At 64.0% G+C, this 26275-nt stretch carries 28 protein-coding genes; 18 read left to right on the top strand and 10 right to left on the bottom strand.

The annotated features are described in order from the left end of the window. Nucleotides 1-72: 72 nt before the first annotated feature. The 3 genes from L6637_RS06095 (at nt 73) to L6637_RS06085 (ending at nt 2677) form a co-directional block, all read left to right on the top strand. On the top strand, nt 73-582 hold the full coding sequence (locus L6637_RS06095; RefSeq protein WP_237858761.1) for a GNAT family N-acetyltransferase: 510 nt from the start codon (nt 73-75) through the stop codon (nt 580-582). Then, nucleotides 579-2177 carry a citramalate synthase gene (gene cimA / locus L6637_RS06090; protein WP_237858759.1) on the top strand — a complete coding sequence of 533 codons (1599 nt, stop codon included), beginning with the start codon at nt 579-581 and terminating at the stop codon, nt 2175-2177. Before L6637_RS06095 ends, cimA begins: the two co-directional genes overlap by 4 nt. A gap of 122 nt (nt 2178-2299) precedes the next feature. Beyond that, nucleotides 2300-2677: a VOC family protein gene (locus tag L6637_RS06085; RefSeq protein WP_237858757.1), complete on the top strand. Its 378-nt coding sequence runs from the start codon at nt 2300-2302 to the stop codon at nt 2675-2677. Nucleotides 2678-2679: 2 nt separating this feature from the next. Here the strand turns inward: L6637_RS06085 and L6637_RS06080 are convergent, their stop codons facing one another. Next, nucleotides 2680-3285 carry an LOG family protein gene (locus L6637_RS06080; protein WP_237858756.1) on the bottom strand — a complete coding sequence of 202 codons (606 nt, stop codon included), beginning with the start codon at nt 3283-3285 and terminating at the stop codon, nt 2680-2682. Nucleotides 3286-3486: 201 nt separating this feature from the next. Here L6637_RS06080 and L6637_RS06075 point away from each other — a divergent pair, with 201 nt between their 5' ends. The 12 genes from L6637_RS06075 to L6637_RS06020 all read left to right on the top strand — a co-directional run bounded on the left by L6637_RS06075 (nt 3487) and on the right by L6637_RS06020 (nt 17640). Then, entirely contained in the window at nt 3487-5427 is a 1941-nt protein-coding gene (locus tag L6637_RS06075) for an ABCB family ABC transporter ATP-binding protein/permease (protein ID WP_237858755.1), read from the top strand. 75 nt (nt 5428-5502) lie between these two features. After that, on the top strand, nt 5503-6207 hold the full coding sequence (locus tag L6637_RS06070) for a phosphatidylserine decarboxylase (protein ID WP_271605454.1): 705 nt from the start codon (nt 5503-5505) through the stop codon (nt 6205-6207). 87 nt (nt 6208-6294) lie between these two features. Next, nucleotides 6295-7176 (top strand): CDP-alcohol phosphatidyltransferase family protein, encoded by an 882-nt coding sequence (locus L6637_RS06065; protein WP_237869609.1) that lies wholly within the window; start codon nt 6295-6297, stop codon nt 7174-7176. 120 nt (nt 7177-7296) lie between these two features. Next, entirely contained in the window at nt 7297-8016 is a 720-nt protein-coding gene (locus L6637_RS06060; RefSeq protein WP_237869607.1) for an RraA family protein, read from the top strand. Nucleotides 8017-8029: 13 nt separating this feature from the next. Beyond that, nucleotides 8030-8854, top strand: a complete 825-nt coding sequence (locus L6637_RS06055) for an SDR family NAD(P)-dependent oxidoreductase (RefSeq protein ID WP_237858743.1) — start codon at nt 8030-8032, stop codon at nt 8852-8854. A gap of 212 nt (nt 8855-9066) precedes the next feature. Then, complete coding sequence (locus L6637_RS06050; protein WP_237858742.1) at nt 9067-9840, top strand: motility protein A; 774 nt, start codon at nt 9067-9069, stop codon at nt 9838-9840. 24 nt (nt 9841-9864) lie between these two features. After that, nucleotides 9865-10695 carry an OmpA/MotB family protein gene (locus L6637_RS06045; RefSeq protein ID WP_237858741.1) on the top strand — a complete coding sequence of 277 codons (831 nt, stop codon included), beginning with the start codon at nt 9865-9867 and terminating at the stop codon, nt 10693-10695. Between the two features lie 174 nt (nt 10696-10869). Beyond that, nucleotides 10870-12768: a potassium transporter Kup gene (locus L6637_RS06040; RefSeq protein ID WP_237858740.1), complete on the top strand. Its 1899-nt coding sequence runs from the start codon at nt 10870-10872 to the stop codon at nt 12766-12768. A 155-nt stretch (nt 12769-12923) separates the two neighbouring features. Further along, the gene (locus L6637_RS06035) at nt 12924-14852 is read left to right on the top strand and encodes a potassium transporter Kup (protein ID WP_237869605.1); all 1929 of its coding nucleotides are present in this window, start codon (nt 12924-12926) and stop codon (nt 14850-14852) included. Between the two features lie 156 nt (nt 14853-15008). Further along, nucleotides 15009-15335, top strand: coding sequence for a rhodanese-like domain-containing protein (locus L6637_RS06030; RefSeq protein ID WP_237869604.1), 327 nt, complete (start codon nt 15009-15011; stop codon nt 15333-15335). 7 nt (nt 15336-15342) lie between these two features. After that, nucleotides 15343-16521: an aminotransferase gene (locus tag L6637_RS06025; protein ID WP_237858736.1), complete on the top strand. Its 1179-nt coding sequence runs from the start codon at nt 15343-15345 to the stop codon at nt 16519-16521. 6 nt (nt 16522-16527) lie between these two features. Further along, nucleotides 16528-17640, top strand: a complete 1113-nt coding sequence (locus L6637_RS06020; protein WP_237869603.1) for a polyamine ABC transporter substrate-binding protein — start codon at nt 16528-16530, stop codon at nt 17638-17640. Nucleotides 17641-17659: 19 nt separating this feature from the next. On the opposite strand, the gene L6637_RS06015 is transcribed toward L6637_RS06020, so the two are convergent. The 6 genes from L6637_RS06015 to L6637_RS05990 all read right to left on the bottom strand — a co-directional run bounded on the left by L6637_RS06015 (nt 17660) and on the right by L6637_RS05990 (nt 22473). Next, nucleotides 17660-18592, bottom strand: coding sequence for a lipid A biosynthesis lauroyl acyltransferase (locus tag L6637_RS06015; protein WP_237869602.1), 933 nt, complete (start codon nt 18590-18592; stop codon nt 17660-17662). Between the two features lie 11 nt (nt 18593-18603). Beyond that, nucleotides 18604-19881: a beta-ketoacyl-ACP synthase gene (locus tag L6637_RS06010; protein ID WP_237869601.1), complete on the bottom strand. Its 1278-nt coding sequence runs from the start codon at nt 19879-19881 to the stop codon at nt 18604-18606. Nucleotides 19882-19899: 18 nt separating this feature from the next. Continuing rightward, entirely contained in the window at nt 19900-21105 is a 1206-nt protein-coding gene (locus L6637_RS06005; RefSeq protein WP_237869600.1) for a beta-ketoacyl-ACP synthase, read from the bottom strand. Next, the gene (locus L6637_RS06000) at nt 21102-21572 is read right to left on the bottom strand and encodes a 3-hydroxyacyl-ACP dehydratase FabZ family protein (protein ID WP_237858726.1); all 471 of its coding nucleotides are present in this window, start codon (nt 21570-21572) and stop codon (nt 21102-21104) included. Before L6637_RS06000 ends, L6637_RS06005 begins: the two co-directional genes overlap by 4 nt. A gap of 10 nt (nt 21573-21582) precedes the next feature. Continuing rightward, nucleotides 21583-21870, bottom strand: coding sequence for an acyl carrier protein (locus L6637_RS05995; protein ID WP_007592476.1), 288 nt, complete (start codon nt 21868-21870; stop codon nt 21583-21585). Between the two features lie 258 nt (nt 21871-22128). Next, nucleotides 22129-22473: a hypothetical protein gene (locus L6637_RS05990; RefSeq protein ID WP_237858724.1), complete on the bottom strand. Its 345-nt coding sequence runs from the start codon at nt 22471-22473 to the stop codon at nt 22129-22131. 289 nt (nt 22474-22762) lie between these two features. Between L6637_RS05990 and L6637_RS05985 the strand changes: the two genes are divergently transcribed. After that, nucleotides 22763-23389, top strand: a complete 627-nt coding sequence (locus L6637_RS05985; RefSeq protein WP_237869599.1) for a ParB-like protein — start codon at nt 22763-22765, stop codon at nt 23387-23389. Nucleotides 23390-23405: 16 nt separating this feature from the next. Here L6637_RS05985 and L6637_RS05980 read toward each other — a convergent pair whose 3' ends face one another. Together L6637_RS05980 and L6637_RS05975 are read right to left on the bottom strand one after the other, a co-directional pair. Then, nucleotides 23406-23561 carry a hypothetical protein gene (locus tag L6637_RS05980; RefSeq protein WP_237858720.1) on the bottom strand — a complete coding sequence of 52 codons (156 nt, stop codon included), beginning with the start codon at nt 23559-23561 and terminating at the stop codon, nt 23406-23408. Nucleotides 23562-24017: 456 nt separating this feature from the next. Then, nucleotides 24018-24221, bottom strand: coding sequence for a hypothetical protein (locus tag L6637_RS05975; RefSeq protein WP_237869598.1), 204 nt, complete (start codon nt 24219-24221; stop codon nt 24018-24020). 147 nt (nt 24222-24368) lie between these two features. On the opposite strand from L6637_RS05975, the gene L6637_RS05970 reads away from it, so the two are divergent. Further along, entirely contained in the window at nt 24369-25100 is a 732-nt protein-coding gene (locus L6637_RS05970) for a Crp/Fnr family transcriptional regulator (RefSeq protein WP_237858717.1), read from the top strand. Nucleotides 25101-25107: 7 nt separating this feature from the next. Continuing rightward, on the top strand, nt 25108-25350 hold the full coding sequence (locus L6637_RS05965) for a DUF6894 family protein (protein WP_237858714.1): 243 nt from the start codon (nt 25108-25110) through the stop codon (nt 25348-25350). 174 nt (nt 25351-25524) lie between these two features. On the opposite strand, the gene L6637_RS05960 is transcribed toward L6637_RS05965, so the two are convergent. After that, the gene (locus L6637_RS05960) at nt 25525-26187 is read right to left on the bottom strand and encodes a flavin reductase family protein (RefSeq protein ID WP_237869597.1); all 663 of its coding nucleotides are present in this window, start codon (nt 26185-26187) and stop codon (nt 25525-25527) included. Nucleotides 26188-26275 lie beyond the last annotated feature (88 nt).

Raw genomic sequence — 26275 nt, 5'->3', positions numbered from 1 at the left:
CGCGCTGAAAATCCTCCTGCTCGGCGCTGCGGTGGCGCTGGTGCTCAAGCTCTATGGGATGTGGTGAAGACGATGGGACAGACTTTGCCAAAGCCCGGTTTGCGGCCCTTCTTGCCGGCTGACGTGCCGGTTCTTGCCGGCATCTTCACCGCCAGCATCGAGGAGCTGACCGGTGACGATTATAGCGAGGCGCAGCAGCAAGCCTGGATGGAGACAGCGGAGGACGAAGAGTTCGGCAAGGGGCTCGCGTCCGACCTGACGCTGGTGGCGACGCTTGACGGCTCGCCCGTCGGCTTTGCCTCTCTTCGCGGCGCCGACCATATCCGCATGCTCTATGTTCACCCGGCCGTGGCGGGGCAGGGGATCGCAACCCTGCTGGTCGACGCGCTGGAGAAGCTTGCCGGCGGCCGCGGCGCCACCAACCTCACGGTCGATGCGAGCGACACCGCCCAAAACTTTTTCGCCAAGCGCGGCTACGCGGCGCAGCAGCGCAACAGCGTCACCGTCAACGACGAGTGGCTCGCCAACACCACCATGAAGAAGACGCTCGGCACGACACCGGCGTCAGGAGCGCTGCAATGAACAGGGAGCGCCTTTATCTATTCGACACCACACTGCGTGATGGGGCGCAGACCAACGGCGTCGATTTCACGCTGACCGACAAGCAGGTCATCGCAGGGATGCTCGACGATCTCGGCATCGACTATGTCGAGGGCGGCTATCCCGGAGCCAATCCGCTCGACACCGAGTTCTTCAGCTCCAAGCCGAAGCTCAACCATGCTCGTTTTACCGCCTTCGGCATGACGCGGCGGGCAGGGCGTTCGGTCTCCAACGATCCCGGTGTCGCCGGGCTGCTGGAGGCGAAGGCGGATGCGATTTGCTTCGTGGCAAAATCCTCCGCCTATCAGGTCCGTGTCGCGCTGGAGACGACGAAAGAGGAAAACCTCGCCTCCATCCGCGACAGCGTCGCAGCCGCAAAGGCCGCTGGCCGCGAGGTCATGCTTGACTGCGAGCATTTCTTCGACGGCTACAAGGAAGATGCCAGCTTTGCGTTCGCCTGTGCCAAGGCGGCCTATGACGCCGGCGCGCGCTGGGTGGTCCTGTGCGACACCAATGGCGGCACCATGCCACACGAGGTCGAGGCCATCGTCACTGAGGTGACAAAACACATTCCCGGCGATCATGTCGGCATCCACGCCCATAACGACACCGAGCAGGCAGTGGCCAACTCGCTCGCCGCGGTCCGCGCCGGAGCGCGGCAGATCCAGGGGACGCTGAACGGCCTCGGCGAGCGCTGCGGCAATGCCAATCTCTGCTCGCTGATCCCGACGCTGAAACTGAAGAAGGAATTTTCGGACGCCTTCGAGATCTCGGTCACGCCGGAGAAGCTGGCGACCCTCGTCAAAGTCTCGCGCACGCTCGATGACATGCTCAACCGCGTGCCGAACCGCCATGCGGCCTATGTCGGTGAGAGCGCCTTCGTCACCAAGACGGGCATTCACGCATCCGCCGTGATGAAGGATCCGCAGACCTACGAGCATGTGCTGCCTGAAACGGTCGGCAATCACCGCAAGGTGCTGGTGTCAGACCAGGCCGGCCGCTCCAACGTCATTGCCGAGCTCGATCGTGCCGGCATCGCCTACGAGAAGAGTGATCCGAAGCTGACGCGGCTGGTCGAGGAGTTGAAGGAGCGCGAGGCGCAGGGCTACGCCTATGAATCCGCCAATGCCTCGTTCGACCTGCTGGCGCGCCGGACACTTGGCAAGGTGCCGCATTATTTCGAGGTCGAGCAGTTCGACGTCAATGTCGAGCAGCGCTACAACGCGCTCGGCGAGCGCGTCACCGTGGCGCTCGCCGTGGTCAAGGTCGACGTCGCCGGCGAGCATCTGATCTCGGCCGCGGAAGGCAACGGTCCCGTCAACGCGCTCGACGTTGCCTTGCGCAAGGACCTCGGCAAGTACCAGAAATACATCGAAGGCTTGACGCTGATCGATTACCGCGTCCGTATCCTCAATGGCGGCACCGGCGCGGTGACGCGCGTCTTGATCGAGAGCGAGGACGAGAACGGCGATCGCTGGACCACGGTCGGCGTGTCCCCGAACATCATTGACGCCTCGTTCCAGGCGTTGATGGATTCGGTGATCTACAAGCTCGTGAAATCGGGCGCGCCGGCGTAGGGACCGGTGGTGCCGCAAACACCGTCATTGCGAGCGTAGCGAAGCAATCCAGAGTCTTTCCACGGCGGCAGTCTGGATTGCTTCGCTTCGCTCGCAATGACGAGGAGAGAGGATCGCTAACAATGATCGACCACATCTCCGTCGGCGTCAGCAATCTCGAGCGCTCCGCAAAATTCTATGAGGCCACGCTCGCGGCGCTTGGGCTCACGCGCCTCGTCACGCGACCGCGCACAGTCGGCTTCGGCAAGGCCTATCCCGAATTCTGGATCAACTTGCGCGAAGCCATGCCGCCTGTCCCCCCGGAGAGCGGCGTGCACATCTGTCTGCGCGCGAAGACGACAGGTGAGGTCGATGCATTCCACGCCGCAGCGGTTGCGAGCGGCGGCGCATCCGATGGTGCGCCGGGCATCCGCCCGCATGACCGCGTGCGCTACTACGCGGCTTTCGTGTCCGATCCCGACGGCAACCGGATCGAGGCGGTGACGTTTCCGGCAGAATAGACTTACAGCTTCCGCGCCACTTCCGGAGCGAGCTGCTTTTCCGTCTCGGCGATCTGTGCCGCTGCCGCCTTCAGCTTCGGCAGGATGTCCTCGACGCGATCGGCCTTGAGGATGTCGACCGAAAGACCGGCGCGGATGAACTCGGTCTGACGCATATGCGACAGCAGCGAGAACAGCGGCTCCCAGAAATTGTCGATGTTGGCGAGCAGCACCGGCTTGGCGTGCCGGCCGAGCTGCTTCCAGGTCAATTGCTCGACCAGCTCCTCCAGCGTGCCGAGGCCGCCCGGCAGCGCCACGAAGGCATCGGAGCGCTCGAACATCAGCCGCTTGCGCTCGTGCATGTCGGGGGTGACGATCATCTCCTGCACGCGCGTCAGCGCATTCTCACGCTTGCGCAGGAATTCGGGAATGATGCCGGTGACGGTGCCGCCGTGATCCAGCACGGAGGTCGCGACCGAGCCCATCAGGCCCAGCGAGCCGCCGCCATAGACCAGGCGGATGTTGTTCTCGGCGAGTGCCTTGCCGAACGCCTCGGCGCCTTCGGTGAAGTGGGGATTGGTTCCGGGGCCGGACCCGCAATAGACACAGACGGTTTTGATTGTGCTCATTGGCGCCATGATGCATTGCAGCGGAGGGCCGTCAAGCCCTTCCGGTGATTCGGACTACCCGGAAATCTACCGGTAAATGGCGACAAACAATCGAAGATTCGCCATCTGGCGGGGTGCGCTTGCCCCTGGAAGCTTCTATATGACGAGCGAAAACAGTTAATCGCAACGCGCCCGCATCCGGCGGGCCTTCCAGGTTTCTTCATGAGCCCTCCTCATTCGCCCGACGTGCCTGAGCCCGGACCGCTGGAGCGGGCCACGCTGATGGGCACGCTGGCGCATCTGTGGCCCTATATCTGGCCCGGCGACCGCGTCGACCTGAAGATGCGTGTGGTCTGGTCGATTGTGCTGTTGCTCGCTGCCAAGCTGATCACCCTGTCGGTGCCGTTCAGCTTCAAATGGGCGACGGACGCATTGACCGGTGCCAACACCGCACCGGTGCAGGCCAGCAATTGGCACCTCTGGGTGATTGCATCGCCGTTGCTCCTGACGGCGAGCTACGGCGTCATGCGCATCGTGATGGCGGTGCTGACGCAATGGCGCGACGGCATCTTTGCCCGTGTCGCCATGCATGCGGTGCGCAAGCTCGCCACCATCACCTTCATCCATATGCACGAACTGTCGCTGCGCTTTCATCTGGAGCGCAAGACCGGCGGCCTGACGCGCGTGCTCGAGCGCGGTCGCTCGGGCATCGAGGTGATCGTGCGCATGGTGATCCTGCAGCTGATCCCGACCATCGTCGAGGTTTCGCTGCTGATGGCCGTGCTGCTCTGGCAGTTCGACTGGCGCTACGTGGCCGCCACGCTGATCACCGTCGCGGTCTACATGTACTACACCTACATCGCGACCGAGTGGCGGATCGGCATCCGCCGCAAGATGAACGATTCCGACACCGAGGCGAATACCAAGGCGATCGACTCGCTGCTCAATTACGAGACCGTCAAATATTTCAGCGCCGAGGCCCGCGAAGCCGAGCGCTACGACAAGTCGGTCGCGCGCTACGAGGAAGCGAGCATCCACACCTATACTTCGCTCGCGGTGCTCAACACCGGCCAGGCCGTGATATTCACGCTGGGCCTGACCGCGACCATGCTGATGTGCGCGATCGGCGTGCGCAATGGAACCAACACGGTTGGCGATTTCGTGCTGGTCAACGCCATGATGATCCAGCTCTACCAACCCCTGAATTTCATGGGCATGGTCTATCGCGAGATCAAGCAGGCGATCATCGACATCGAGAAGATGTTCAGCGTGATCCATCGCGAGGCCGAGATCAAGGACGCGCGCGATGCGCAGCCGCTCGTCGTTTCCGCCGGCACCGTGCGCTTCGAGGACGTGCGCTTTGCCTATGAGCCGACGCGGCCGATCCTCAAAGGCATCAGCTTCGAGGTGCCGGCCGGCAAGACGGTGGCGATCGTCGGCCCGTCCGGCGCCGGCAAGTCGACCATCTCGCGGCTGCTATTCCGCCTCTATGACATCTCTGGCGGCAAGATCCTGATCGACGGCCAGGACATCCGCAAAGTCACGCAGGCAAGCTTGCGCGCCTCGATCGGCATGGTCCCGCAGGACACGGTGTTGTTCAACGACACCATCCGCTACAACATCCGCTATGGCCGCTGGGACGCCAGCAATGACGAGGTCGAGGAGGCCGCTAGCCTCGCGCAAATCGATCATTTCATCCGCATGGCTCCGATGGGTTACGAGACCCAGGTCGGCGAGCGCGGCCTGAAACTGTCGGGCGGCGAGAAGCAGCGCGTCGCGATCGCGCGCACCGTGTTGAAGGCGCCGCCGATCCTGGTGCTTGACGAGGCGACCTCGGCGCTCGACACCCACACCGAGCACGAGATCCAGGGCGCGCTCGACCGCGTGGCGAAGAACCGCACCTCGCTTGTGATCGCGCACCGGCTCTCGACCATCGTCGGTGCCGACGAGATCATCGTGCTCGACCAGGGCCGTATCGCCGAGCGCGGCACCCATGCCAGCCTGCTTGCACAGGACGGTCTCTACGCCAGTATGTGGAACAGGCAGCGCGAGGCCGAGGCCGCGCGCGAGAAATTGGCCCGTATGGCCGACAGCAGCGAGGCGCCCAACCGGGAGCCGCCGCCGGTGGAGGACGCCCTGACGGCGCAGGCGGCCGCGGAGTGAGCTTGTCTCCGGTCCCAACTCTGGCCTAAACAGGCTCGCGCGACCCACCCGTGCCATCAACCCCTCCAGCGGCAGATAGCGATGTCCATCCTCGATTCGATCCAACGTCAGATCCCGCCGATCCACAAGGAGGGCTATCCCTTCATCGGCATCTTCGCGGCGGTGAGCATCTTCCTGATGTGGCTGTGGTCGCCGCTGGGCTGGATCGGCACGATCCTCACCGTGTGGTGCGCGCTGTTCTTCCGCGATCCCGTGCGCGTGACGCCGCAGCGCGACGGGCTCGTGGTGTCGCCCGCCGACGGCCGTGTCTCGATGATCACCATGGCGCTGCCGCCGGCCGAGCTCGGGCTCGGCGACCGGCCGCTGCCGCGCATCTCGGTGTTCATGAGCGTGTTCAACTGCCATGTGAATCGCAGCCCGGTGGCGGGCAGGGTGGACCGTATCGCCTATCGGCCGGGGCTCTTCATCAACGCCGAGCTCGACAAGGCGAGCGAGGACAATGAACGCAATTCACTCGTCATCTCGACGCCGCAGGGCCGTATCGGCGTGATCCAGATCGCAGGCCTCGTGGCCAAGCGCATCGTCTGCTTCGTCAAGGAGGGGCAGGCGGTCGGCGCCGGCGAGCGGTTCGGCCTGATCCGCTTCGGCTCGCGGCTCGACGTCTACCTGCCTGTCGGCACCAAGGCGCTGGTCTCGGAGGGGCAGACTGCGATCGCCGGCGAGACCATCCTGGCCGACCTTACCGGCGACGACCCCGGCCGCACTTACCGCGCCAATTAACCAACGCGCCGCTGTCGGGGCCCTTCCGCCGCGATGGCGGAGGGGAACACGGCTTGCTATATCTCGCTGAGAGGTGAGGACGAGCCAATGACGCCCTACGACTACCGAGATCCCGATATTCGCCGCCGGCGGTTCCGCCCGATCCCGGTGCGCATGCTGGTGCCCAACGTCATCACGCTGCTGGCGATCTGTGCCGGCCTGACCTCGATCCGGCTGTCGATCGAGGGGCGGATGACGCTTGCCGTCTACGCCATCGTGTTCGCGGCCGCGCTCGACGGCATCGACGGCCGCGTCGCGCGCATGATCAAGGGCCAGTCCAAGTTCGGCGCCGAGCTCGACAGCCTTGCCGACTTCGTCAATTTCGGCGTCGCGCCCGGCCTGATGCTGTACTTCTGGCAGCTGCACGAGCTCGGCAATGCCGGCTGGATCGCCGCGATGGTGTTCGCGATATCAGGTGGCCTGCGGCTTGCGCGCTTCAACGCCACCATGGACGATCCGAACAAGCCCGCCTTCGCCGCCAATTTCTTCACCGGCGTGCCGGCGCCGGCCGGTGCCATCACCGTGCTGCTGCCGATCTATGTCGCGTTTCTCGAGCTCGGCCGCGCGCCCGCGGCGCTGACCGCGGCCTATACGCTGCTGATCGCCTTCCTGATGGTCTCGCGCCTGCCGGTGTTCTCCGGCAAGACCAAGCGCATGCGCGTGTCGCCAGAGCTGGTGCTGCCGGCTTTCGTCGCGGTCGTCGTCTTCATTGCGATCCTGATTGCCTATCCCTGGCACGTGCTGTCGGTCGGCACGGCGCTGTATCTGCTCTGCCTGCCGCTCGGTTACAAATCTTACCGCGATCAGGCGCGCGCGCTGCAAGCTGCGTCGCCTGCCGGCGGCGAAGTGCCGTCGCCGCCGTCCGCGCCGACAATGGCGAGCCTGTCGGAGCCACCGCGCGATGATGACCGGCCTGGCCGGCTGCACTGAGCTATCGCGCGCGGATATCTGCCATGAGAGCGCCTGAGTTGGGCTGAGGCCCGATCTCGGCTATATCGCCCTGTGCCGGCGGCATCGCGTCAATCAGCCGCCAATCTGGGAGAGAACGCCGTGACCAATACCGCGACCGGGCCGCTGCCCGCTTCCGTCCTCGAAGCGCTGGGCCGCTATGACACGCCGACGATCTGCAATGCCATGGAGATCGTGGCGCCCGAGCGCCGCCTGATCGGCTACACCACCAAGCAGTTGGTCTGCCCGTTCCCGGATCTGCCGCCGATCGTCGGCTATGCCCGCACGGTCGCGATCCGCTCGGTGTTGAAATCGTCGCTTGCACCCGAAGAGCAGTCGAAGCGCCGCATCGAATATTACGAATATGTCGGCACCGGCCACGGTCCGCGCATCTCGGTGATCCAGGACATCGATGGTCCGGACGTCGGCTACGGCGCGTTCTGGGGCGAGGTGCAAAGCAACGTGCACAAGGCGCTCGGTTGCCTCGGCGTCATCACCGACGGCTCGATCCGCGACATCCCGCAATGGGCGCCTGGTTTCCAGGCGCTGGCCGGCTCGATCGGCCCGTCGCATGCATGGGTGCATGCCGAGAGCTTCGGCGGCGAGGTGCGCGTCGCCGGCATGACCGTGAGGTCGGATGATCTGATCCACGCCGACCAGCATGGCGCCATTGTAATCCCACTGGACGTCGCAGCGAAACTGCCTGAGGCCGCCGAGCTCTGCGGCCGTCGCGAGACGCCGATCCTCGAGATCTCGCGCAGCCCCGACTTTTCGCTGGAGAAGCTGAAAGCGGCGCTGAAGCGCTCGGCGGAGATTCACTGACGGGGAATAGTCGATGGACATGCGCGGCAAGACGGTGCTGATCACGGGCTCGACCGATGGTGTCGGGCGCTATGTTGCAACCCGTCTTGCCGCCGAAGGTGCTGATGTCCTGATCCATGGCCGCGACGCGGCGCGTGCGAAAACCCTGATCGACGAGATCGTGAAGGCCGGCCGCGCTGCGCCGACCTTCTATCAGGCCGATCTGTCGTCAATGGCAGGTGCGCGCGAGCTTGCCGCAGCGGTGATCCGGGATCACAAGCGTCTCGACGTCTTCGTCAGCAACGCCGGCATTGGTTCGCAGAACGACGGCCCGCAACGACAGGAGAGCCGCGACGGTTACGAGCTGCGCTTCGCCGTGAACTATCTCTCCGGCTTCCTGCTCGTCCGTTTGCTGCTGCCGTTGCTGAAGGCCGCCGCGCCCTCGCGCATCGTCAATGTCGCGTCGCTCGGCCAGCATCCGATCGATTTCGACGACGTCATGATCACGAAAGGCTATAGCGGCTCGCGCGCCTATGCGCAGAGCAAGCTGTCGCAGATCATGTTCACGATCGATCTCGCGGAGGAGTTGAAGGGGGCCGGCATCACCGTGAACGCGCTGCATCCGGCGACTTACATGAACACCACGATGGTTCGCGCCGGCGGCATTGCGCCGATGTCGACCGTGGAGCAGGGCGGTGCGGCGATCCTCCATCTGGTCGAGGGCGACGACGTTGCCGCTAGAAGCGGCCTGTTCTTCAACGGCATGAACGAAGCGCGTGCCAATCCGCAGGCCTATGATGCCGATGCGCGCCGGCAGCTGCGCGCGCTCAGCCTGAAGCTGACAGGGCTGTCGTCCTGACGGCCTCATTTATGGTTAGCAAAGTGTTGAGATCGATGTCGCAGAACGGCAAAGCCGCCGTCGTTCCGTTGCGTTGCGCCGCTCGGTCGCATCGGATGAACTTAACCTTTACGCGGCTTTAAGGGCACCACTCTACGGTTTCCGATGCGGTTCGGGGTTGGACCGCGCCACCGGCCAGGATGGCCGTTGTTGCGTTCGCGTTGGAGTCTCCCATGGATATCATGACGGGCGTCGGCCTCGTGGCGGGCATAATCGTCATCGCGACGATGATGCTGCTGGGAGGCGATCTTCACATGTTCATCTCCGAGCATGCGATGATCATCATCTTCGGCGGATCGACTGCAGCGACCATGATCCGGTTTCCGCTCTCGGCGCTGATGCACGGCCTGCCGCTCGGCGCCAAGTTCGCCTTCACCATGAGCCGTCTGTCGGCGCACGACCTCGTCGACGAGCTCGCCCGCATCGCCGAGATCGCCCGCAAGCAGGGTCCGGTCGGTCTCGAAAAGGTCGAGACCGACGAGCCGTTCCTCGCCAAGGGCATCCGCTATGTCGCCGACGGTTACGACCTCGATTTCATCCGCGACAATCTCGAACGCGACCGCGACAACTTCCTCATGCACCTCGACGAGGGGAGCAAGATCTATCGCGCCGTCGGCGATTGCGCCCCGGCCTTCGGCATGGTTGGCACCCTGATCGGCATGGTGCAGATGTTCGCCAACATGACCGACCCCTCCAAGCTCGGCCCGTTCATGGCGACCGCGCTGCTCGCGACGCTGTACGGCGCGCTGGTCGCCAACCTTTTCTGCATCCCGATCGCCGACAAGCTGCATGGCAAGCTCCTGGACGAAGAGACCAATCGCACGCTGATCATCGACGGCATCCTGATGATACGCGATTCCAAGAGCCCGACGCTCGTGCGCGAAATGCTGCTGGCCTATCTGCCGGAGAAGCATCGCCACGCCGAAGGCGAGCCGGTGCCGGCCTGACGCCGCCCGCCGGGATTTTGAGATATGGCCAAGAAGAAGCGCGGCGACTCACATGGAGGCGGTCACGGCTGGTTCGTGACCTTCGCCGATCTGATGGGCCTGATGATGAGCTTCTTCGTGATGCTCGTGGCGTTCTCGACGCAGGATGCCAATAAGCTGAAGGTCGTCGCGGGCTCCATGCGGGATGCGTTCGGCGTCCAAAGCGAAGCGCGCTATGCCGGCATCGTCGAGTCGGACGGTCTGCCGACCCGGCCGCGGCTGAAGAACGTCGACCACATCGAGCCCGAGGACGCTTCCAACACGCCGACGCCGGACCAGGAAGATCGCGACCGCACGCAGGGCGCGAAGATGAAGATCGATCGCAATTTTGCACTGGCCGCGGCCTCGCTGCGCCAGGCGCTGCAGGACATGCCGGAACTGACCGAGATGTCCAAGCACATCATGTTCGAGGAGACCAAGCAGGGCCTCAATCTCGAGATCGTCGACCAGGACGGCCGCTCGATGTTCGCGGACGGATCCAAGGTGCCGTACGATCGCACCCGCCGCCTGATCGAGAAGCTCGCGGTCCCGCTCAAAGCCACACCCTTGCGCGTCTCCATTGCCGGCCACACCGCGGCGGGCTTCGTGCCGACACGCAGCGACTATGGTGCCTTCGACCTGTCGGCCGATCGCGCCAACGCGGTGCGCCAGATCCTGGAGCGCGAGGGCCTGCCGCCGTCGCACATCTTTTCCGTCTCCGGCAAGGCGGACACCCAGCCGTTGTTCCCGGACGATCCATCGCTCGCGGCGAATCGCCGCGTGACCATCACCCTGATGCGCGAAGATCCGCCGCTGCCGCCGAACTTGAAGCCCTAATCGCCTTGCGTTACTATTTTACCTGAGAGCGGCCGATCGCGATGACGGCGAGCGTGGCTGCTCCGTCACAGCATCTGCCGCGGCCCCTGCTATGGTGGTGGGCCGATTGACAGGCGTACCCGAAGCGTCGAAAGGCGCCGGATCAATTCCAGGGACGAAGCGTTTTCCACTCTCATGACGGCGAGCATCACACAGACCGAGACCCAGGAGGGGCCGGTCACATCAGGTTTTTGGGCCCTGACGCTCGGGAGCATCGGCGTCGTCTTCGGCGACATCGGCACCTCGCCACTCTACGCGTTTCATGAGGCGGTGAGGGGCGCAGCTCACGGCGCGCCGGTGACGCGGCTGATGGTGCTCGGCGTGCTGTCGCTGATCCTGTGGGCGCTCCTGATCGTCGTCACTGCCAAATACGTGTTGCTGTTGTTGCGCGCCGACAATAACGGGGAGGGCGGCACGCTCTCTTTGATGGCACTCGGCCAACGCGCGCTGGGGCGGCGGAGCTGGTTCCTGCTCGCCCTCGGCGTGGTCGGCGCCTCGATGTTCATCGGCGATTCCATGATCACGCCCGCGATCTCGGTGCTGTCAGCGGTCGACGGACTCAAGCTCGCGACGCCCGCATTCGAGCATTATGTCGTGCCACTCACGGTGCTGATCCTGGTGCTGCTGTTTGCGGTGCAGAGCAAGGGCACGGCGCTGGTCGCCTCGGCCTTCGGGCCAGTGATGGTGGTCTGGTTCGCCTGTCTTGCGGTGCTGGGCGTCATTCACATCGCCGACGACCCGTCGGTGCTGGCTGCGATCAATCCCTATTACGCACTGCAATTCCTGCTTTCGCACGGCACGATCGGCCTGGTGACGCTTGGCGCCGTGTTTCTCGCTGTGACCGGCGGCGAAGCGCTCTACGCCGACCTTGGCCATTTCGGCCGCAAGCCGATTCAATCGGCCTGGATGTTCTTTGTGCTGCCCTCGCTGCTGATCAACTATTTCGGGCAGGGCGCGCTGGTGCTGTCCAATCCGGGCGCGATCGAGCATTCATTCTATCGCATGGTGCCCGAGCATCTGGTGCTGCCGCTGGTCGGGCTTGCGACTGCTGCTACCGTCATCGCGAGCCAGGCGGTGATCACAGGTGCCTATTCGCTGGTCTATCAGGCCGTGCAGCTCGGTCTCCTGCCGCGCTTCGAGGTGCGCTACACGTCGGAGACCCACGCCGGTCAAATCTATCTGCCGCGCGTCAACCGGCTGCTGCTGATCGGCGTGATGCTGCTGGTGCTGTTGTTCCACACACCCAGCAATCTCGCTTCGGCCTATGGCATCGCGGTCTCCACCACCATGGTCGCCGACGGCATCATGGGTTTTGTCGTGATCTGGAAATTGTGGAACTGGAAGGCTGCGACCGCGGCGGTCGTGATCCTGCCCTTCGTCATGGTCGATATCACCTTCTTCAGCGCGAATTTGCTGAAGCTGCTCGAAGGCGCCTGGGTCCCGTTGCTGTTCGGTGCGGCGATGGCGGGGACGATCTGGACCTGGCGGCGCGGCTCGGGAATCCTGATCCAGAAGACGCGCCGGATCGAGGTGCCGTTGGACGATCTGATCCGCAGCCTGGAAAAGCGGCCGCCGCACGTCGTCAAGGGCACGGCGGTATTCCTGACCAGCGACCCAGCTTTCGTCCCGACCGCGCTGCTGCACAATCTCAAGCACAACAAAGTGCTGCATGAGCACAACGTGATCCTGACGATCGAGACCGGGCACACGCCGCGGGTCGATCTCTCCGAGCGCTTCAAGATGGAGAAGATCAGCGAGAAGTTCTCCAAGGTCCGCCTGCGCTTCGGCTTCATGGAGCAGCCCAACGTGCCCAAGGCGCTCGCGATTGCGCGCAAGCAAGGCTGGCAGTTCGACATCATGTCGACGTCGTTCTTCGTGTCGCGGCGCTCGCTGAAGGCCTCGGCGCAATCAGGCATGCCGCTCTGGCAGGACCATCTGTTCATCGCGCTCAGCCGTTCGGCCAATGACGCCACCGACTATTTCCAGATTCCGACCGGTCGGGTGGTTGAAGTCGGAACCCAAGTCACCATCTGAGGCGGCAATTGGGACGCAATGACGGACCCATGCGAAATTTGCATGCCAAGGGCCCAGAATCGGGCTAGGCTATGCCGGCAGCGCAGGACTATAAGCCGCGCGCTCTCTTCAGCCGTTGTGCAGTGAAGCATTTTTAGAGGCCACCAGGCTCTCCCATGACAAGTGACGTAGCAGTTCCCGCCCCGGAAACGGCGGCGACCAATGGGCATGGCGATGCCCACACCACCGCCGGCTTTGGCGCGCTGACGCTCGGCAGCATCGGCGTCGTCTACGGCGATATCGGCACCAGCCCGCTCTACGCGTTCCGCGAGGCGGTGATTGCGGCGTCCGGCGCGGAAGGCGCGCCGACGTCGGCGGCCGTCCTCGGCGTGGCGTCCCTGATCCTGTGGGCGCTCATTGTCGTGGTGACGCTCAAATACGTCGTGATCCTCCTGCGCGCCGACAACAACGGCGAGGGCGGCACGCTGGCTCTGATGGCCCTGGCCCAGCGCGCGGTCGGCACCGGCGGGGCGACCATTGTCATGCTCGGCATCATCTCCGGCGCCCTGTTTTACGGCGATGCCGTGATCACGCCGGCACTGTCGGTGCTGTCGGCGATCGAAGGCATGAAGGACGTCACCCTGACGTTCGAGCCCTATATCGTTCCGCTGACAGTGGTGATCCTGGTGGTCCTGTTCGCCGTGCAATCCCGCGGCACCGCCCGTGTTGCGGCGTTCTTCGGACCTGTCATGTGCGTCTGGTTTGCGGTGATCGCTGCGGCGGCAATCCACCCGATCATCCAGCAGCCGCAGGTGCTGTTTGCCCTGAATCCCCTCTACGCCGTGTCCTTCATGCTGCATCATGGTATCATCGGCTTCGTGACGCTGGGCGCGGTGTTCTTGGCGGTCACCGGTGCCGAGGCGCTCTATGCCGACCTCGGCCATTTCGGCAAGCGGCCGATCCAGACCGCCTGGCTGTTCATCGTGCTGCCGTCGCTGGCGCTGAACTATCTTGGGCAGGGTGCGCTCGTGCTCGCCGATCCCGCCGCGATCGAGAGTCCGTTCTTCCAACTGTTTTCGCAAGGCTGGATGCGCGGCGGCATGGTCGTGCTTGCGACTGCCGCCACCGTGATCGCAAGCCAGGCCGTCATCACCGGCGCTTATTCGCTGACGCGGCAGGCGATTCAGCTGGGCTTGCTGCCGCGTTTTGAAATTCGCCATACGTCGGAAGCCCATTCCGGCCAGATCTTCATCCCACGCATCAACCAGCTGCTGCTGGTTGCCGTGGTACTGTTGGTGCTGTTGTTCCGCTCATCCAGCGCGCTGGCCTCGGCCTATGGTATCTCCGTGACCGGAACCATGGTGGTCACGGCGATGATGGGCTTTGTCGTGATCTGGAAGGTATGGCGGTGGTCGCCGTTTGCGGCGGCCGCCCTGATCGCGCCGTTCCTGTTCCTCGACCTGACGTTCCTCGCCGCCAACCTGCTCAAGGTGTTCGAGGGCGGCTGGGTGCCCCTCGCGCTTGGCTCGCTCATGATCATCATGATGTACACCTGGCGGCGCGGCAGCCGGCTGCTGTTCGAAAAGTCGCGCAAGCTGGAATTCCCGCTCGCCGACCTCGTGGCGATGCTGGAGAAGCGGCCGCCGCAGCGGGTGCCCGGAACCGCGGTATTCCTGACCAGCGATCCCCTGAGCGCGCCGACCGCGCTCATGCATAGTCTGAAACACTACAAAGTGCTTCACGAGAAGAATGTCATTCTCACCATCGAGACCGCGCAGACCCCGCGCATCGATCCGGCCGAGCGGGTGCGACTGGAGGCGATCAGCCCGACCTTCTCCAAGGTGACGCTGAAGTTCGGCTTCATGGAATCGCCCAACGTGCCGAAGGCCCTGGCGATCGCCCGCAAGCTCGGCTGGCAGTTCGACATCATGTCGACCTCGTTCTTCCTGTCACGGCGGGCGCTCAAGCCCGCTGTCCATTCGGGCATGCCGCGCTGGCAGGACCGGTTGTTCATCTCGCTCAGCCGCTCCGCCAACGACGCCACCGACTATTTCCAGATCCCTTCGGGACGCGTCGTCGAGGTCGGCACGCAGGTCACGATCTAGGCCTGGATTCAAAGCGCGCTTCAACTCGCTGCGATTTAGCTTTAACTTGCGCAAGGCAGCTCAAGCCTTTGTAGCGCTTGATTTTCGCATGCCGAGAGGCGAGGTTGCCGCCGCCGGGATCGCCCCGGCGCGAGCCCTGCGACGTTGGAGGATGATGTGGCAAATCAAGTACAGGATCTGACCCCCGAGGAGGTTTCCAAGGGTGTCGCAGAGGGCCGCTATCTGCTCGTCGACGTCCGTGAGCCGAACGAGGTCGAGGCCGAGGCCTACCCTCACGGCGTGGTCGTGCCGCTCTCGACCTTCGATCCCAAGGCGATCCCCGATCCCCAAGGCAAGGAGGTCGTGTTCGCGTGCCGCTCCGGCAAGCGCTCGGTGACCGCCTCACTCGCCGCCCAGGCTGCAGGCCTGCCTTACGACAAGCATCTGGCCGGCGGCATGCTCGGCTGGAAGGCGGCGGGTCTCCCCAGCAAGGTCGGTGGCTAACGTCGCGATGACCAAGAGCTCTTCGCTGAACAAGGTCTTCGCCGACCTTCCGGTCACTATCTTCGAGGCGATGTCGCAGGCCGCGCGCGACAACAATGCCATCAATCTCGGCCAGGGTTTTCCTGATGATCCCGGCCCCGAGGACATCCGCCGCGCCGCGGCCGACGCCTCCCTGAACGGCTACAACCAGTACCCGTCGATGATGGGTATCCCGGAACTGCGCCAGGCGATCGCCACCCATTACGGCCATTGGCACGGGCTGAAGCTCGATCCGATGAGCGAGGTGATGGTCACCTCTGGCGGCACCGAGGCGCTGACCTCGGCGATCCTGGCGGTGGTGCAGCCCGGCGACGAGGTGGTCTGCTTCCAGCCGGTCTATGATTCCTACCTGCCGATCATCCGCCAGGCCGGCGGCATTCCGCGGCTGGTGAGGCTCGAGCCGCCGGGCTGGCGGCTGAATGAGGACATGCTGAAAAGCGTCTTCAATTCAAAGACCAAGGCGGTACTGTTCAACAATCCCTTGAATCCGTCCGCGGTGGTCTATCCGCGCGAGGACCTCGAGCTCTTGGCGCGCTACTGCCAGGAGTTCGACGTCATCGCGATTTGCGACGAGGTCTGGGAGCACGTCACCTTCGACGAGCACAAGCACATCCCGCTGATCACCATCCCCGGCATGCGCGAGCGCACCATCAAAGTCGGCTCGGCCGGCAAGATCTTCTCGCTGACCGGCTGGAAGATCGGCTTCGTCTGCGCTGCACCGCCGCTGCTGCGGGTCGCCGCCAAGGTGCACCAGTTCCTGACCTTCACCACCGCGCCGAACTTGCAGGCCGCCGTCGCCTACGGCCTCGGCAAGCCCGACGACTACTTCCTGTCGATGCGGAAAGACCTGACGCGGAGCCGAGACCGCCTGACCAAGGGGCTGGAGAGCCTCGGCTTCCCCGTGTTGAAGTCGCAAGGGACCTACTTCCTCACCGTCGACCTGTCGCCGCTTGGGCTCAACGAGAGCGATGCCGAGTTCTGCTGGCGGATCGTCAAAGACTACAAGGTCGCCGCGATCCCGGTCTCGGCGTTCTACGAGCAGGACCCGGTGACCTCGGTGGTGCGCTTCTGCTTTGCCAAGAAGGACCAGACCCTCGACACCGCGCTGGAGCGGCTGTCGGACGCGATACGCGGACGCAAGAGGTAGACCGAGATGACGAACGTCAGCCGCTCCAGGTTTTGCCTTGGTTTCGCGATCGCCGCAGCGCTGACGTTCCTCTCGCAGGGGGCGGGCGCCGAGGAGCGCGTCGTCAACTTCTACAACTGGTCGAACTACATGGCGCCCGACGTCCTTGAGGCCTTCACCAAGGAGACAGGCATCAAGGTGGTCTACGACACCTTCGATGCCAACGAGACGCTGGAGACGCGGCTGATGGCCGGCAAGTCCGGCTACGACGTCGTGGTGCCCACCGCCTATTTCCTGCAGCGCCAGATCAAGGCGAACATCTTCCAGAAGCTCGACAAGTCGAAGCTGCCGAACCTCGACAATGCCTGGCCGATGGTGACCAAGAATCTCGCGACCTACGATCCCGGCAACGAATTCGCCGCGAACTACATGTGGGGTACGACGGGCATCGGCTACAACGTCGCCAAGGTGAAGCAGATCCTCGGGCCTGATGCCAAGATCGAAAGCTGGGAGATCGTGTTCAAGCCGGAGAACCTCGCCAAGTTCAAAGACTGTGGCGTGCACATGCTCGACTCCGCCGACGATATCTTTCCGGCGGCGCTGAGCTATCTCGGGCTCGATCCGAACTCGACCAAGCAGGCCGACCTGGAGAAGGCTGCCGACGTCGTCGCCAAGGTTCGCCCGTCCGTACGCAAGTTTCATTCGTCCGAATATCTGAGCGCGCTCGCGACCGGCGAGATCTGTTTCGTGGTCGGCTGGTCCGGCGACATCATGCAGGCGCGCGCCCGTGCAGCCGAAGCCAAGAGCGGCATCGAGATCGGCTACACGATCCCGAAAGAAGGCGCGCAGATGTTCTTCGACAATTTGGCGATCCCAGCGGATGCCAAGAACGTCAAGGAGGCCTACGAGCTGATCAACTATCTCTACCGCCCCGACGTTGCCGCCAAGAACTCGGACTTCCTATCCTACGCCAACGGCAATCTCGCTAGCCAAAAGCTGGTCGATCCAAAGATCCTCAACGACAAGAACATCTATCCCGATGAGGCGACGCTCTCAAAGCTGTTCGTCATCACGGCGCGCGATCCGGCCACCCAGCGCGTCATCAACCGGCTCTGGACCAAGGTGAAGACGGGAAGGTAAGGGAGCGTAAAGGCAGCGCCTACCGCCACCTGCGATGCAGCCAGAGCCACTGCTCGGGATGCTCGCGCACCCAGCCTTCCACGACGTTGGTGATCGCCTGCGTCGTGCCCTGGATGTCGATCTTGCCCTCGGCGTCGCGCACCGGCGGGATCTCTTCCGTCAGCTCGGTGCGGAAGCGAAAGCCGGGCAGGCGGATGACGCGCACGCCGTGGATGGGGCACTCGACCTGGCGGAGCAGGCGCGCCAGCGTCGGGTTGGCGCGGGTCTTGCGGCCGAAGAAGGTGACTTCGACGCCGCCCGTCAGATACTGGTCGATCAGCATGGCGACGTGCTTGCCGTCCCTGAGCGCCTGTCCGAGCCGCAAGGGTGCGTCGCGGCCCGCGGGAATCAGCGTGCCCATGTTGACCTGGCGCATCTCCTGGATGATGCGGTCGGCGGAGGCGATGTTCGGCCGGCGATAGAGGATCGCCGCATCGAGCCCATGTGCGGGCGCGGCGAGCGCGGGCAATTCCCAATTGGCAAGGTGCGCGGCGAAGATCAGCGCCGGCTTGCCGTCGTCCCTGATCCGGTCGTAGATCTCGATGGTGCGCTTGGGCAGCTCGATCCGGCTGCGTTCCGGATGCTCGCGATCGTAATCCCAGACATGGTCGATATGGGCGAACTCGGCGCCGACGCGGCCGAGATTGTCCCACACGCCCATCAGGATCTGTTCGATCTCTTCCGGCGATTTTTCCGGAAAGGCCGCGGTGAGGTTGGCGCGGCCGATGCGATGCTCGCGCAGGCGCGGCCCGATCAGCTTGGTGACGCGTGCGAAAAAGTCCGAGGTCTTGACCGGGTCGAAATAGCGCGTGGTGCGCAGCATGCCGACCGTGGCGGCGCCGATCAGGCCTCCGGCGATCGATTTGGCTGCATTCCGCGCGCGAATCTTCGTGCTGATAGAAATCAGCGCCATGCTGCGTCCGGTCAGGCCGGTTCGCGGGTCAGGATCAGCGAGGCGTTCTGGCCGCCGAAGCCGAACGAGTTCGACATCACAGCGGTGACGCGAGCGTCGCGCGCCTTGTTGCCGACCACGTTGAACAGGATCGTGGGATCCGGCGTCTCGTAGTTGATGGTCGGCGGAATGCGCTGATGCTCGAGCGTCAGCAGCGAGAAGATCGCCTCGACCGCACCGGCGGCCGAGATGGTGTGGCCGACCATCGACTTGTTGGAGGTGACCGGAATCTTCTGCGCGAGATCGCCGAACACGGCCGAGGTCGTGTTGAACTCCATCTTGTCGTTCTCGGGCGTCGCGGTGCCGTGCGCGTTGATGTGGTCGATCTGGTCAGGCGTCATGCCGGCATCAGCCAGCGTCTTGTTCATGCAGCCGATGATCGGCTTGCCGTCGGGCGAGGAGCGGGTGCGATGGAAGGAGTCGGTGAGCTCGCCGCAGCCGGCGATCACGCCGAGAATCTTGGCGCCGCGCGCCGTGGCCGCCTCATAGCTTTCGAGCACCAGGGCGCCGGCGCCTTCGGCCATGACAAAACCGTCGCGGTTCTTGGAGAAGGGGCGGGAGGCCGCCTGCGGCGGATCGTTCTGGGTCGACAGCGCCGAGAGCAGCGAGAAGCGCACCAAGGCTTCCGGATTCACGGTGCCGTCGGTGGCGACGCACAGCGTCGCATTCGTCTCGCCGCGGCGGATCGCCTCGACGCCGAGCTGGATCGAGGTCGCGCCGGATGCGCAGGCCGTCGACAGCGAGATCGGCGAGCCCTTGGTGCCGAAGGTCTCGGCGAGGTGAGCTGCGACCGAGCCGAACATGAAGCGGTGATGATAGGCGCTGTACTTGCCGCCGCCGGAGATGCGCAGCAAATCGTCATAGGTGAAGTCGGGCGCGCCGACGGCGCGGCCGAGCTCGCGGCGCTGCGGCCATTCGACTTCGACCGGCGCAACCGCGAGGAAGAGGGGACCCGGGAAATCAGCCTTGTTGCCGATGCCGGCCTGCTCGAGCGCTTCTTCTGTCACAAGCTCAGCCATCCGCTCGGAAAGACCGGTCGAGGAGAACGGATCGACGCTGACGAAATCGACGGTGCCGGCCATCGTGGTCTTCAGGCCATCGACCGGAAAGCGCGTGATGGTGCGGATGCCGGATTCGCCGGCGACGAGCTTGGCCCAATTGTCTGCCTTGCCGGCGCCGAGCGAGGTCATGATGCCCATGCCGGTGACGACGACGACGGGACGCCCGAGTTTGTCGCGTGGTGCAGTCATGTCGATCCCCCGCCAGAGCTAGTCAATTGCCTCGACCAGCGCCATGCCTTCGCCGCGCCAGTGTCCGGCTCCCACCACGACAATCTGGGTGGGCGCCCCCTGCATTTCAATCTCGGTCCCGGTCGAATCGTTCGGCGGGAACAGCGCGCCACGCGAGATCGAGAGCGCCGCGAGCGCAATCCCGAGCGGGAACTGCGTTTCCATGGTGTGCCCGAACATCGTACCGGTCGCGCGCACCGGGAAGTCGGCGTGCTTCTTCAGGAAGTCGCGCTCCTCTGAAGTCGCCGGCTCTGCGCCCGATGCGCCCGAGATGATCGCGCCCTTGCCGTCGCGCTTGGGCAGCTTGTCCCAGAGCTTCTCCAGCGTCGCTTCCATGTCGCCGGACTGCTTGCGCCGGGCCAGATCGGTCACGACGCTCGAAAGCTTCGCGTACGGCCTGGCGCCGCGCGCTTCTGCATGCGCTTTCGACTCCAGGACCAGGAAGGCACCGGCCGAGCCGAGCGCGAAGCCGGCGTGGTCCTTGCGCGCCCACACGGGAGCGAACTTGTCCTTCAGGTTGAAGTCGCCGAATTCGTAGAGGACCAGCAGGTCCTTGCGCTCGCCATTATGCGAGCCGCCGACCAGCGCAATGTCGCTCTCGCCCGAGGCGATGCGCGACAGCGCGATGCGCAGCGCATCGGCGCCCGCTACCTCTTCGCCCATGAAGGTGCGCGAGGTGCCGCCGAGACCGTTGACGATGGCGATGTTGCCGGCGAGCAGATTGGAGAGCTGGGCCAGAAACAGCGTCGGCCGGAGATCGCTCATCAGCCGCTCGTTGAGGAAGCCCGGCGCATTGGCGCCCTTGGCTTCGGCGTTCAGCACGCCGGTGTCGACGTTGAGATCGCGCTCGCCGCCGCCGGCGGCCACCACCATGTCGATCTTCGACAGGATGTCCTTGTTGCCCTTGATGCCGGCCGAGTCGAGCGCGAGGCCCGCCGCATAGACGCCAATGCGCTGCCAGGCTTCCATCTGGCGCTGGTCGCCCTTCTTCGGGATCTGGCTGTCGAAGCTTACAGGCAGCAACGGGTGCACGATGAAGGGCGCAAAGCCCTTCTCGTCGACATTGATGCGCTTTTCCTGGAGCGCAGCCCAGTTGGCGTCGAGCCCTTCGCCGAGCGAGGTGGCAAGACCAATGCCGGTGATCCAGACTTCGGTCTGGCCCGGCTTCGAGGCGGTGTCAGTCATGGCGAAACGGCCTGTTGCGGAAAGCCGACGCGGGCTGCGACAGCGTCCATGTATCCGCGCATATCCGAATTGGGGAACGGAATCAGCGTGAAGGTGAGCGTCGAATTCGCACGCAGCTTGCCGCCAACCCGGATCTTCGCCTCGGTCATCGCATAGCCCGAGCCCTCATGAGCGACGCTTGCTTCGAGCGTCATGAGGTCGCCTGGAAACACCGAGCCGCGCACCTTGGCTTCCTTCACGGCGGCGAGAATCGGCATGCGCTCGAACTTCAGAACGCCAAGCAGGAGAAAGCCCGAGGCCTGCGCCATCGATTCGATCAGCAGCACGCCGGGCATCAGGGGATAGCCCGGGAAGTGCCCCTCGAAGATGGTGCTCTCCTTGGGGACCTGGGCCTCGACGACGATCGTCTTCTCGTCGACCTTGAGGTCGACGATGCGATCGATCATGTGGAAGTATTCGAGTTGCATGGCCGCCCGATTAGGCGCTCGCGCCCTTGGCGGCAACCAGCTCGTCGATGCGCGCGCACAGGTTCTTCAGCACGAAATACTGCTCGGTGGTCGCCTTGCCGTCGTTGACTTCCTGGGTCCACTTTTCCAGCGGTAGCTTGATGCCGAACTGCTTGTCGATCGCGAACGCGATGTCCAGGAAATCGAGGCTGTCGATGCCGAGGTCATCGATGGCATGGCTATCCGGCGTGATCGTGTCGCGCGGGATGTCGCAGGTTTCAGCGATGATCGTAGCGACCTGATCGAATGTGGAAGACATCACTAAGCCTTTGATATATTGCGGGTATTTTTCAGATTTCCCAGAGTGGCACGGTGGGTGGGCATCGCGCCCCTGATGACGCCCTCAAACCCCCCTCTGGATGGGTCGAGAGCCCGTATATCGGAGCGCCGCCCTGAGTTCAATGGAGCCGGACAGGGCCGTGGACAGGCCTGGGGATGCCTGTCAGCAAGGCCCCAGCCGGGGATAACCCGCCGCGGGCAGGCTACGGGCGCCAGGCCCTGCCTGGACAGGCCGGGCCTAGATGTGTGGCGTCGTGATCTTGACGCAGTCGCGTCGGCCCATCAGGACGCAATCCTGGGTGCGGCGCAAATCGGCGATGCTGACCGCAAGCCAGATCCCGATCGCAGTCAAGGCGATGGTGAAGGCAAGCGCGGCGATATTGGCGAGCATGCGATGCCGGAAATCGTCGGGCTCGGCGCGGGGCTGCTCGTAGCGCGACAGGTCGAGCGGCTCGGGCGTCGCTGCATGCAGCTTCTGGACGACACCGCTGCCCCGATGAATCGCCGGAGAGGGCGTCGTGCGCGGCCTGAACTGGAGCACCCGGTGCTCGTCGTCCGAGGTTATGGGCCGCTGGGATTTCATGGGGCGGGGATTACTCCGAAGCAGCGATTTTTAGATAGCATAGGCGACATCGGGGGTGCAGAAAATCTTCTCAACGCGCACGTGTATTGCGCTTTCGCATGATCGTCCGGGACAGAAGCGCTCCATCACGGGCCCGGTTGTCATCCCGGCATCAGGGGACCTCTGGGGTTGCGCCGCAACACTGCGGGTCAGATCGCGCTTGTCGCCTCGAACGCATGTTGCCGTCGCAAGACCCATGGCATAATCGGGAACCCGGACGACAGCCTGCAACCAGACGAGGCCCTCGATCATGACGACCAATGCGCGCGAGCCGAGAGTGCACCCGGTACCGATCCTGTCGCTTCGGCCGACGCAGATGACGGTCGGCATGCGCGAGGTCAAGGAGAAGCGCAAGCGCTGGCGCGAGCACGGCAAGAAGAAGCAGGCCGACCTGCTCGGCACCCACATGATCCCCGTCGTCGCCGGACCTGACGGGCGCTACTACGTGATCGACCATCACCATCTCGGCCGCGCGCTGCACGACGAGGGCATCAAACAGGTGCGGGTGACGGTGGTAGGCGACCTTCGCATGGTCGAGAAAGAGGCGTTCTGGGGCGTGATGGACAACAAGCGCTGGGTCTATCCCTACGACTCCAAGGGCGAGCGTCGCTCGTTCCGAGATCTGCCGAAATCGGTCGCCGACCTCAAGGACGATCCGTTCCGCAGCCTCGCCGGCGAGCTCCGCCGCATGGGTGGCTTCGCCAAGGACACCACGCCGTTCTCCGAATTTCTGTGGGCCGACTTCCTGCGCCGCAAGCTGACGCGCAAGGCCGTGGACGTCAATTTCGACAAGGCACTCGAGAAGGCGCTGGCCGCGGCCAAGAGCAAGGACGCAATCTACCTGCCCGGCTGGTGCGGGCCGGCATCGGACGATTAGGCGCGCAGCGTTCGCATCAGTCGCGCTGGAATATCTTGGCGCCGGGGTAGGCACGCCTGGCGTATGTCACGACCAGCGCGCGGTCCTGGGTCTCCAGGAAGGGCGTGCGGATTCGATACGAGCCGACGACGAGGTGCCACAGTCCATTGAGCCTTTGAATGACGATTTTCATGTGAGTCTTCCTCGAAGACGCTGCACGCGAGCAGCTCCTGCTTGTCGCGGCCGTCTTGCGAGTCTCGATCGTGACCACGGGCGTAAAATTCCCGGTACCGCCCGCGCCGTCTGACGACAACGACACTGATTAGTTGGTTACGACATGCGGTCCCGTGAGCCGGATCGGATCACAGCCGCTTGAACGCAATCATTTTCCGCGCCGATGAAACCGTCCTGAAACAGAACCAGCCCACTTACGTAGGGTGGTGGAGCTCATACAGGAGGCTCACATGCGTCGTCTGATTTTCGGAATTGCTTTGGTCGTAGTCGCTTCAGCTGGTATCTCGGCGTCGTTCGCTGCGGTTCACCAGGCGAGGACTTTGACGTTTGAGGAGCGATTTGCGCCGGCGCTTCCGTTGATGGTGAAGCACTAGCAGCGTAGCGCTTCGTCGCCGCAAGCAACGTCGCGGCGGAATTACTTCAGATGTTGCTGATCCGGCGAGGAGAGCAGTCGCTCCATGTCGGCAGCGGCTTCGCCGTCGCGGGCCTTCTGCAGCAACGCGTGGCGCTCGGCGCCAGCCGGCAAGTTTCGGGCTGCGGCGCGAGCGTCTTCCGTGAACTTGTTCAGGCGCTCCTGGAGTGACAGGGCGGGGCGCGTACGGTTGCGTTTCTTGGTCATGATTTGCCCTTTCGAGGGCCAAGCAGACCATGAGGTGGCAAGTCGCGTCCTTAACTTTTGTTGGAACCGGGCAAGGCGATCGCGGGTTTCCGTTCTGACGGCGCTGCGGCGCTAACAGTTCCATCTCCATGACCGGAGCCAAACACAGTGCCCAGCGACGCGATCCGCGCGGCGCTCATCGAGCGACTGCGCCTCTCGTCCGCAATCGCGGACGAGGACATCAAGGAAATCGAGGCGCTGCCGATCTCGGTCCGGCACTATCCGGCCGAGACGGCGGTCGTGCGCGACGGTGAGCGGGCGACCGATTGTTGCCTGATTGCGGACGGATTCTGCGCGCGTTCCAAGACGATCGCGAACGGCAAGCGGCAGATCCTCTCGCTGCACATTCCCGGCGAGATCCCCGATCTCATGAGCCTGTTCCTGCACGTGATGGACCATGATCTGTCGACGCTGACGCCAGCGACGCTCGGCTTCATCAGCCATGAGACACTGCAGAAGCTGCATCGCCGCCGCCCGGGTATCGCCGAACTGTTCTGGCGCGACACGCTGATCGATGCGGCGATGTTTCGCGAATGGATCGTCAATGTCGGCCAACGCCCCGCGCCCGCGCGCCTCGCCCACGTCATGATAGAGCTGCGCGAACGTCTCAGGGTGATAGGCCGCGTCGACGGCGGCAATTTCGAGATGCCGCTGACCCAGGAGCAGATCGGCGAAGCCCTGGGGATCACCGCGGTTCACGCCAACCGGGTGATCAGGCAGCTGCGCCAGGAGGGGATCGTCGAACTCAATCGCGGCCGGGTCACCGTGCTCGATGAGCGAAAATTTCAGGAACTGGCGGATTTCGACGACCGTTACCTCCATCAGTCGCCAACCCTTTGAGGTCCGGATGCCGCGCTTTCATTTTGACATCCATGAAGATAGCCGTCTCATCCGCGACGAGGATGGGCAGAATTTCGCCAGTGTCGACGTTGCCCGCAAGGAGGCGATGCTGACCGGCGCATCCATCGCCCGCGAAGCATTCGTGGCCGGCAGCGCCGACCAGGTCGTCGTCGACGTGCGCGAGGACGAACATGCGCCGTGCCTGAAAATCTCGATCACGCTCGAGGTCGAAGAGCCGGCAGACGGCTAGTTCCGGCGCCTTCGCGCGAGACGCGGAGAGGGCACGATTGTTCCTCCGATGCGAAAACTTATAAGCCTGCGCGCTGTAACGCACCCCTTGAGCGAGAGCCGCTCTTTGCTCGAGGTCCGAGCTCGCGAGCAGTATAGAGCTCGCGGAGCAACGAACCCCGTTGTCGACCCTCAACTAGGACTGCCGCTGGCTCCAATGGTCATCCAGCGTCGGTGTCTCCATGTCGAAACGGTCGCGAATGGTGGAGCAGGTGCTGCCGCCGAGCCTGGCGATGGCATCGAGCTTCGCCGGGTCGATGTGCAGGCGCTCGGCATCCACGACGTCCGAATGGTAATGCGCTAACAGAATTTCGCCGAGGATGATCTGGCGCGACTTGCCGAGTTCGAGGGTGACATGGCGGCGACATTCGAATGCCGCCGGCGCCTCCTTGATCCAGGGTGACGCCACGGTCTTGCCGGGCATGGCGGTCAGGCCTGCAGCCTCGAGTTCATCATGATCAGGCGCGAACGGCACGGCGCAGACATGCATCGCTTCGGCAATGGCGTGCGAGACGATGTTGACGGTGAAGACCTCGGTCAGCCGGATGTTGAGGCCGGTGTCCTTGAACCGCATGTCCGGGTGGTTCTCGACGCCGAGCGCAAGGATCGGCGGATCGGCCGACAGGCAATTGAAGAAGCTGAACGGCGCGGCGTTGATCTTCCCTTGAAGATCGACCGTCGTCACCAGCGCGATCGGCCGCGGCACGACGGTGCCGATCAGCAGCTTGTATTTGTCGCGCGCCGACAGTTCGCGGAAGTCGAACGTGACGTTGCCGGGGTCGTGAGTGCTGCTATCCATGGTGTCTCTCGGGTTCGAACGGTCGCGGGATCGCCGACAACCGCGAAGTTTCGCGGTAATTATCGGTGCTTCGGACCAATAAGCGAGC

Origin of the sequence: Bradyrhizobium zhengyangense, from assembly GCF_022012435.1 — a bacterium.
GTDB lineage: Bacteria > Pseudomonadota > Alphaproteobacteria > Rhizobiales > Xanthobacteraceae > Bradyrhizobium > Bradyrhizobium zhengyangense.
This window is presented reverse-complemented; position numbering and strand designations above follow the sequence as displayed.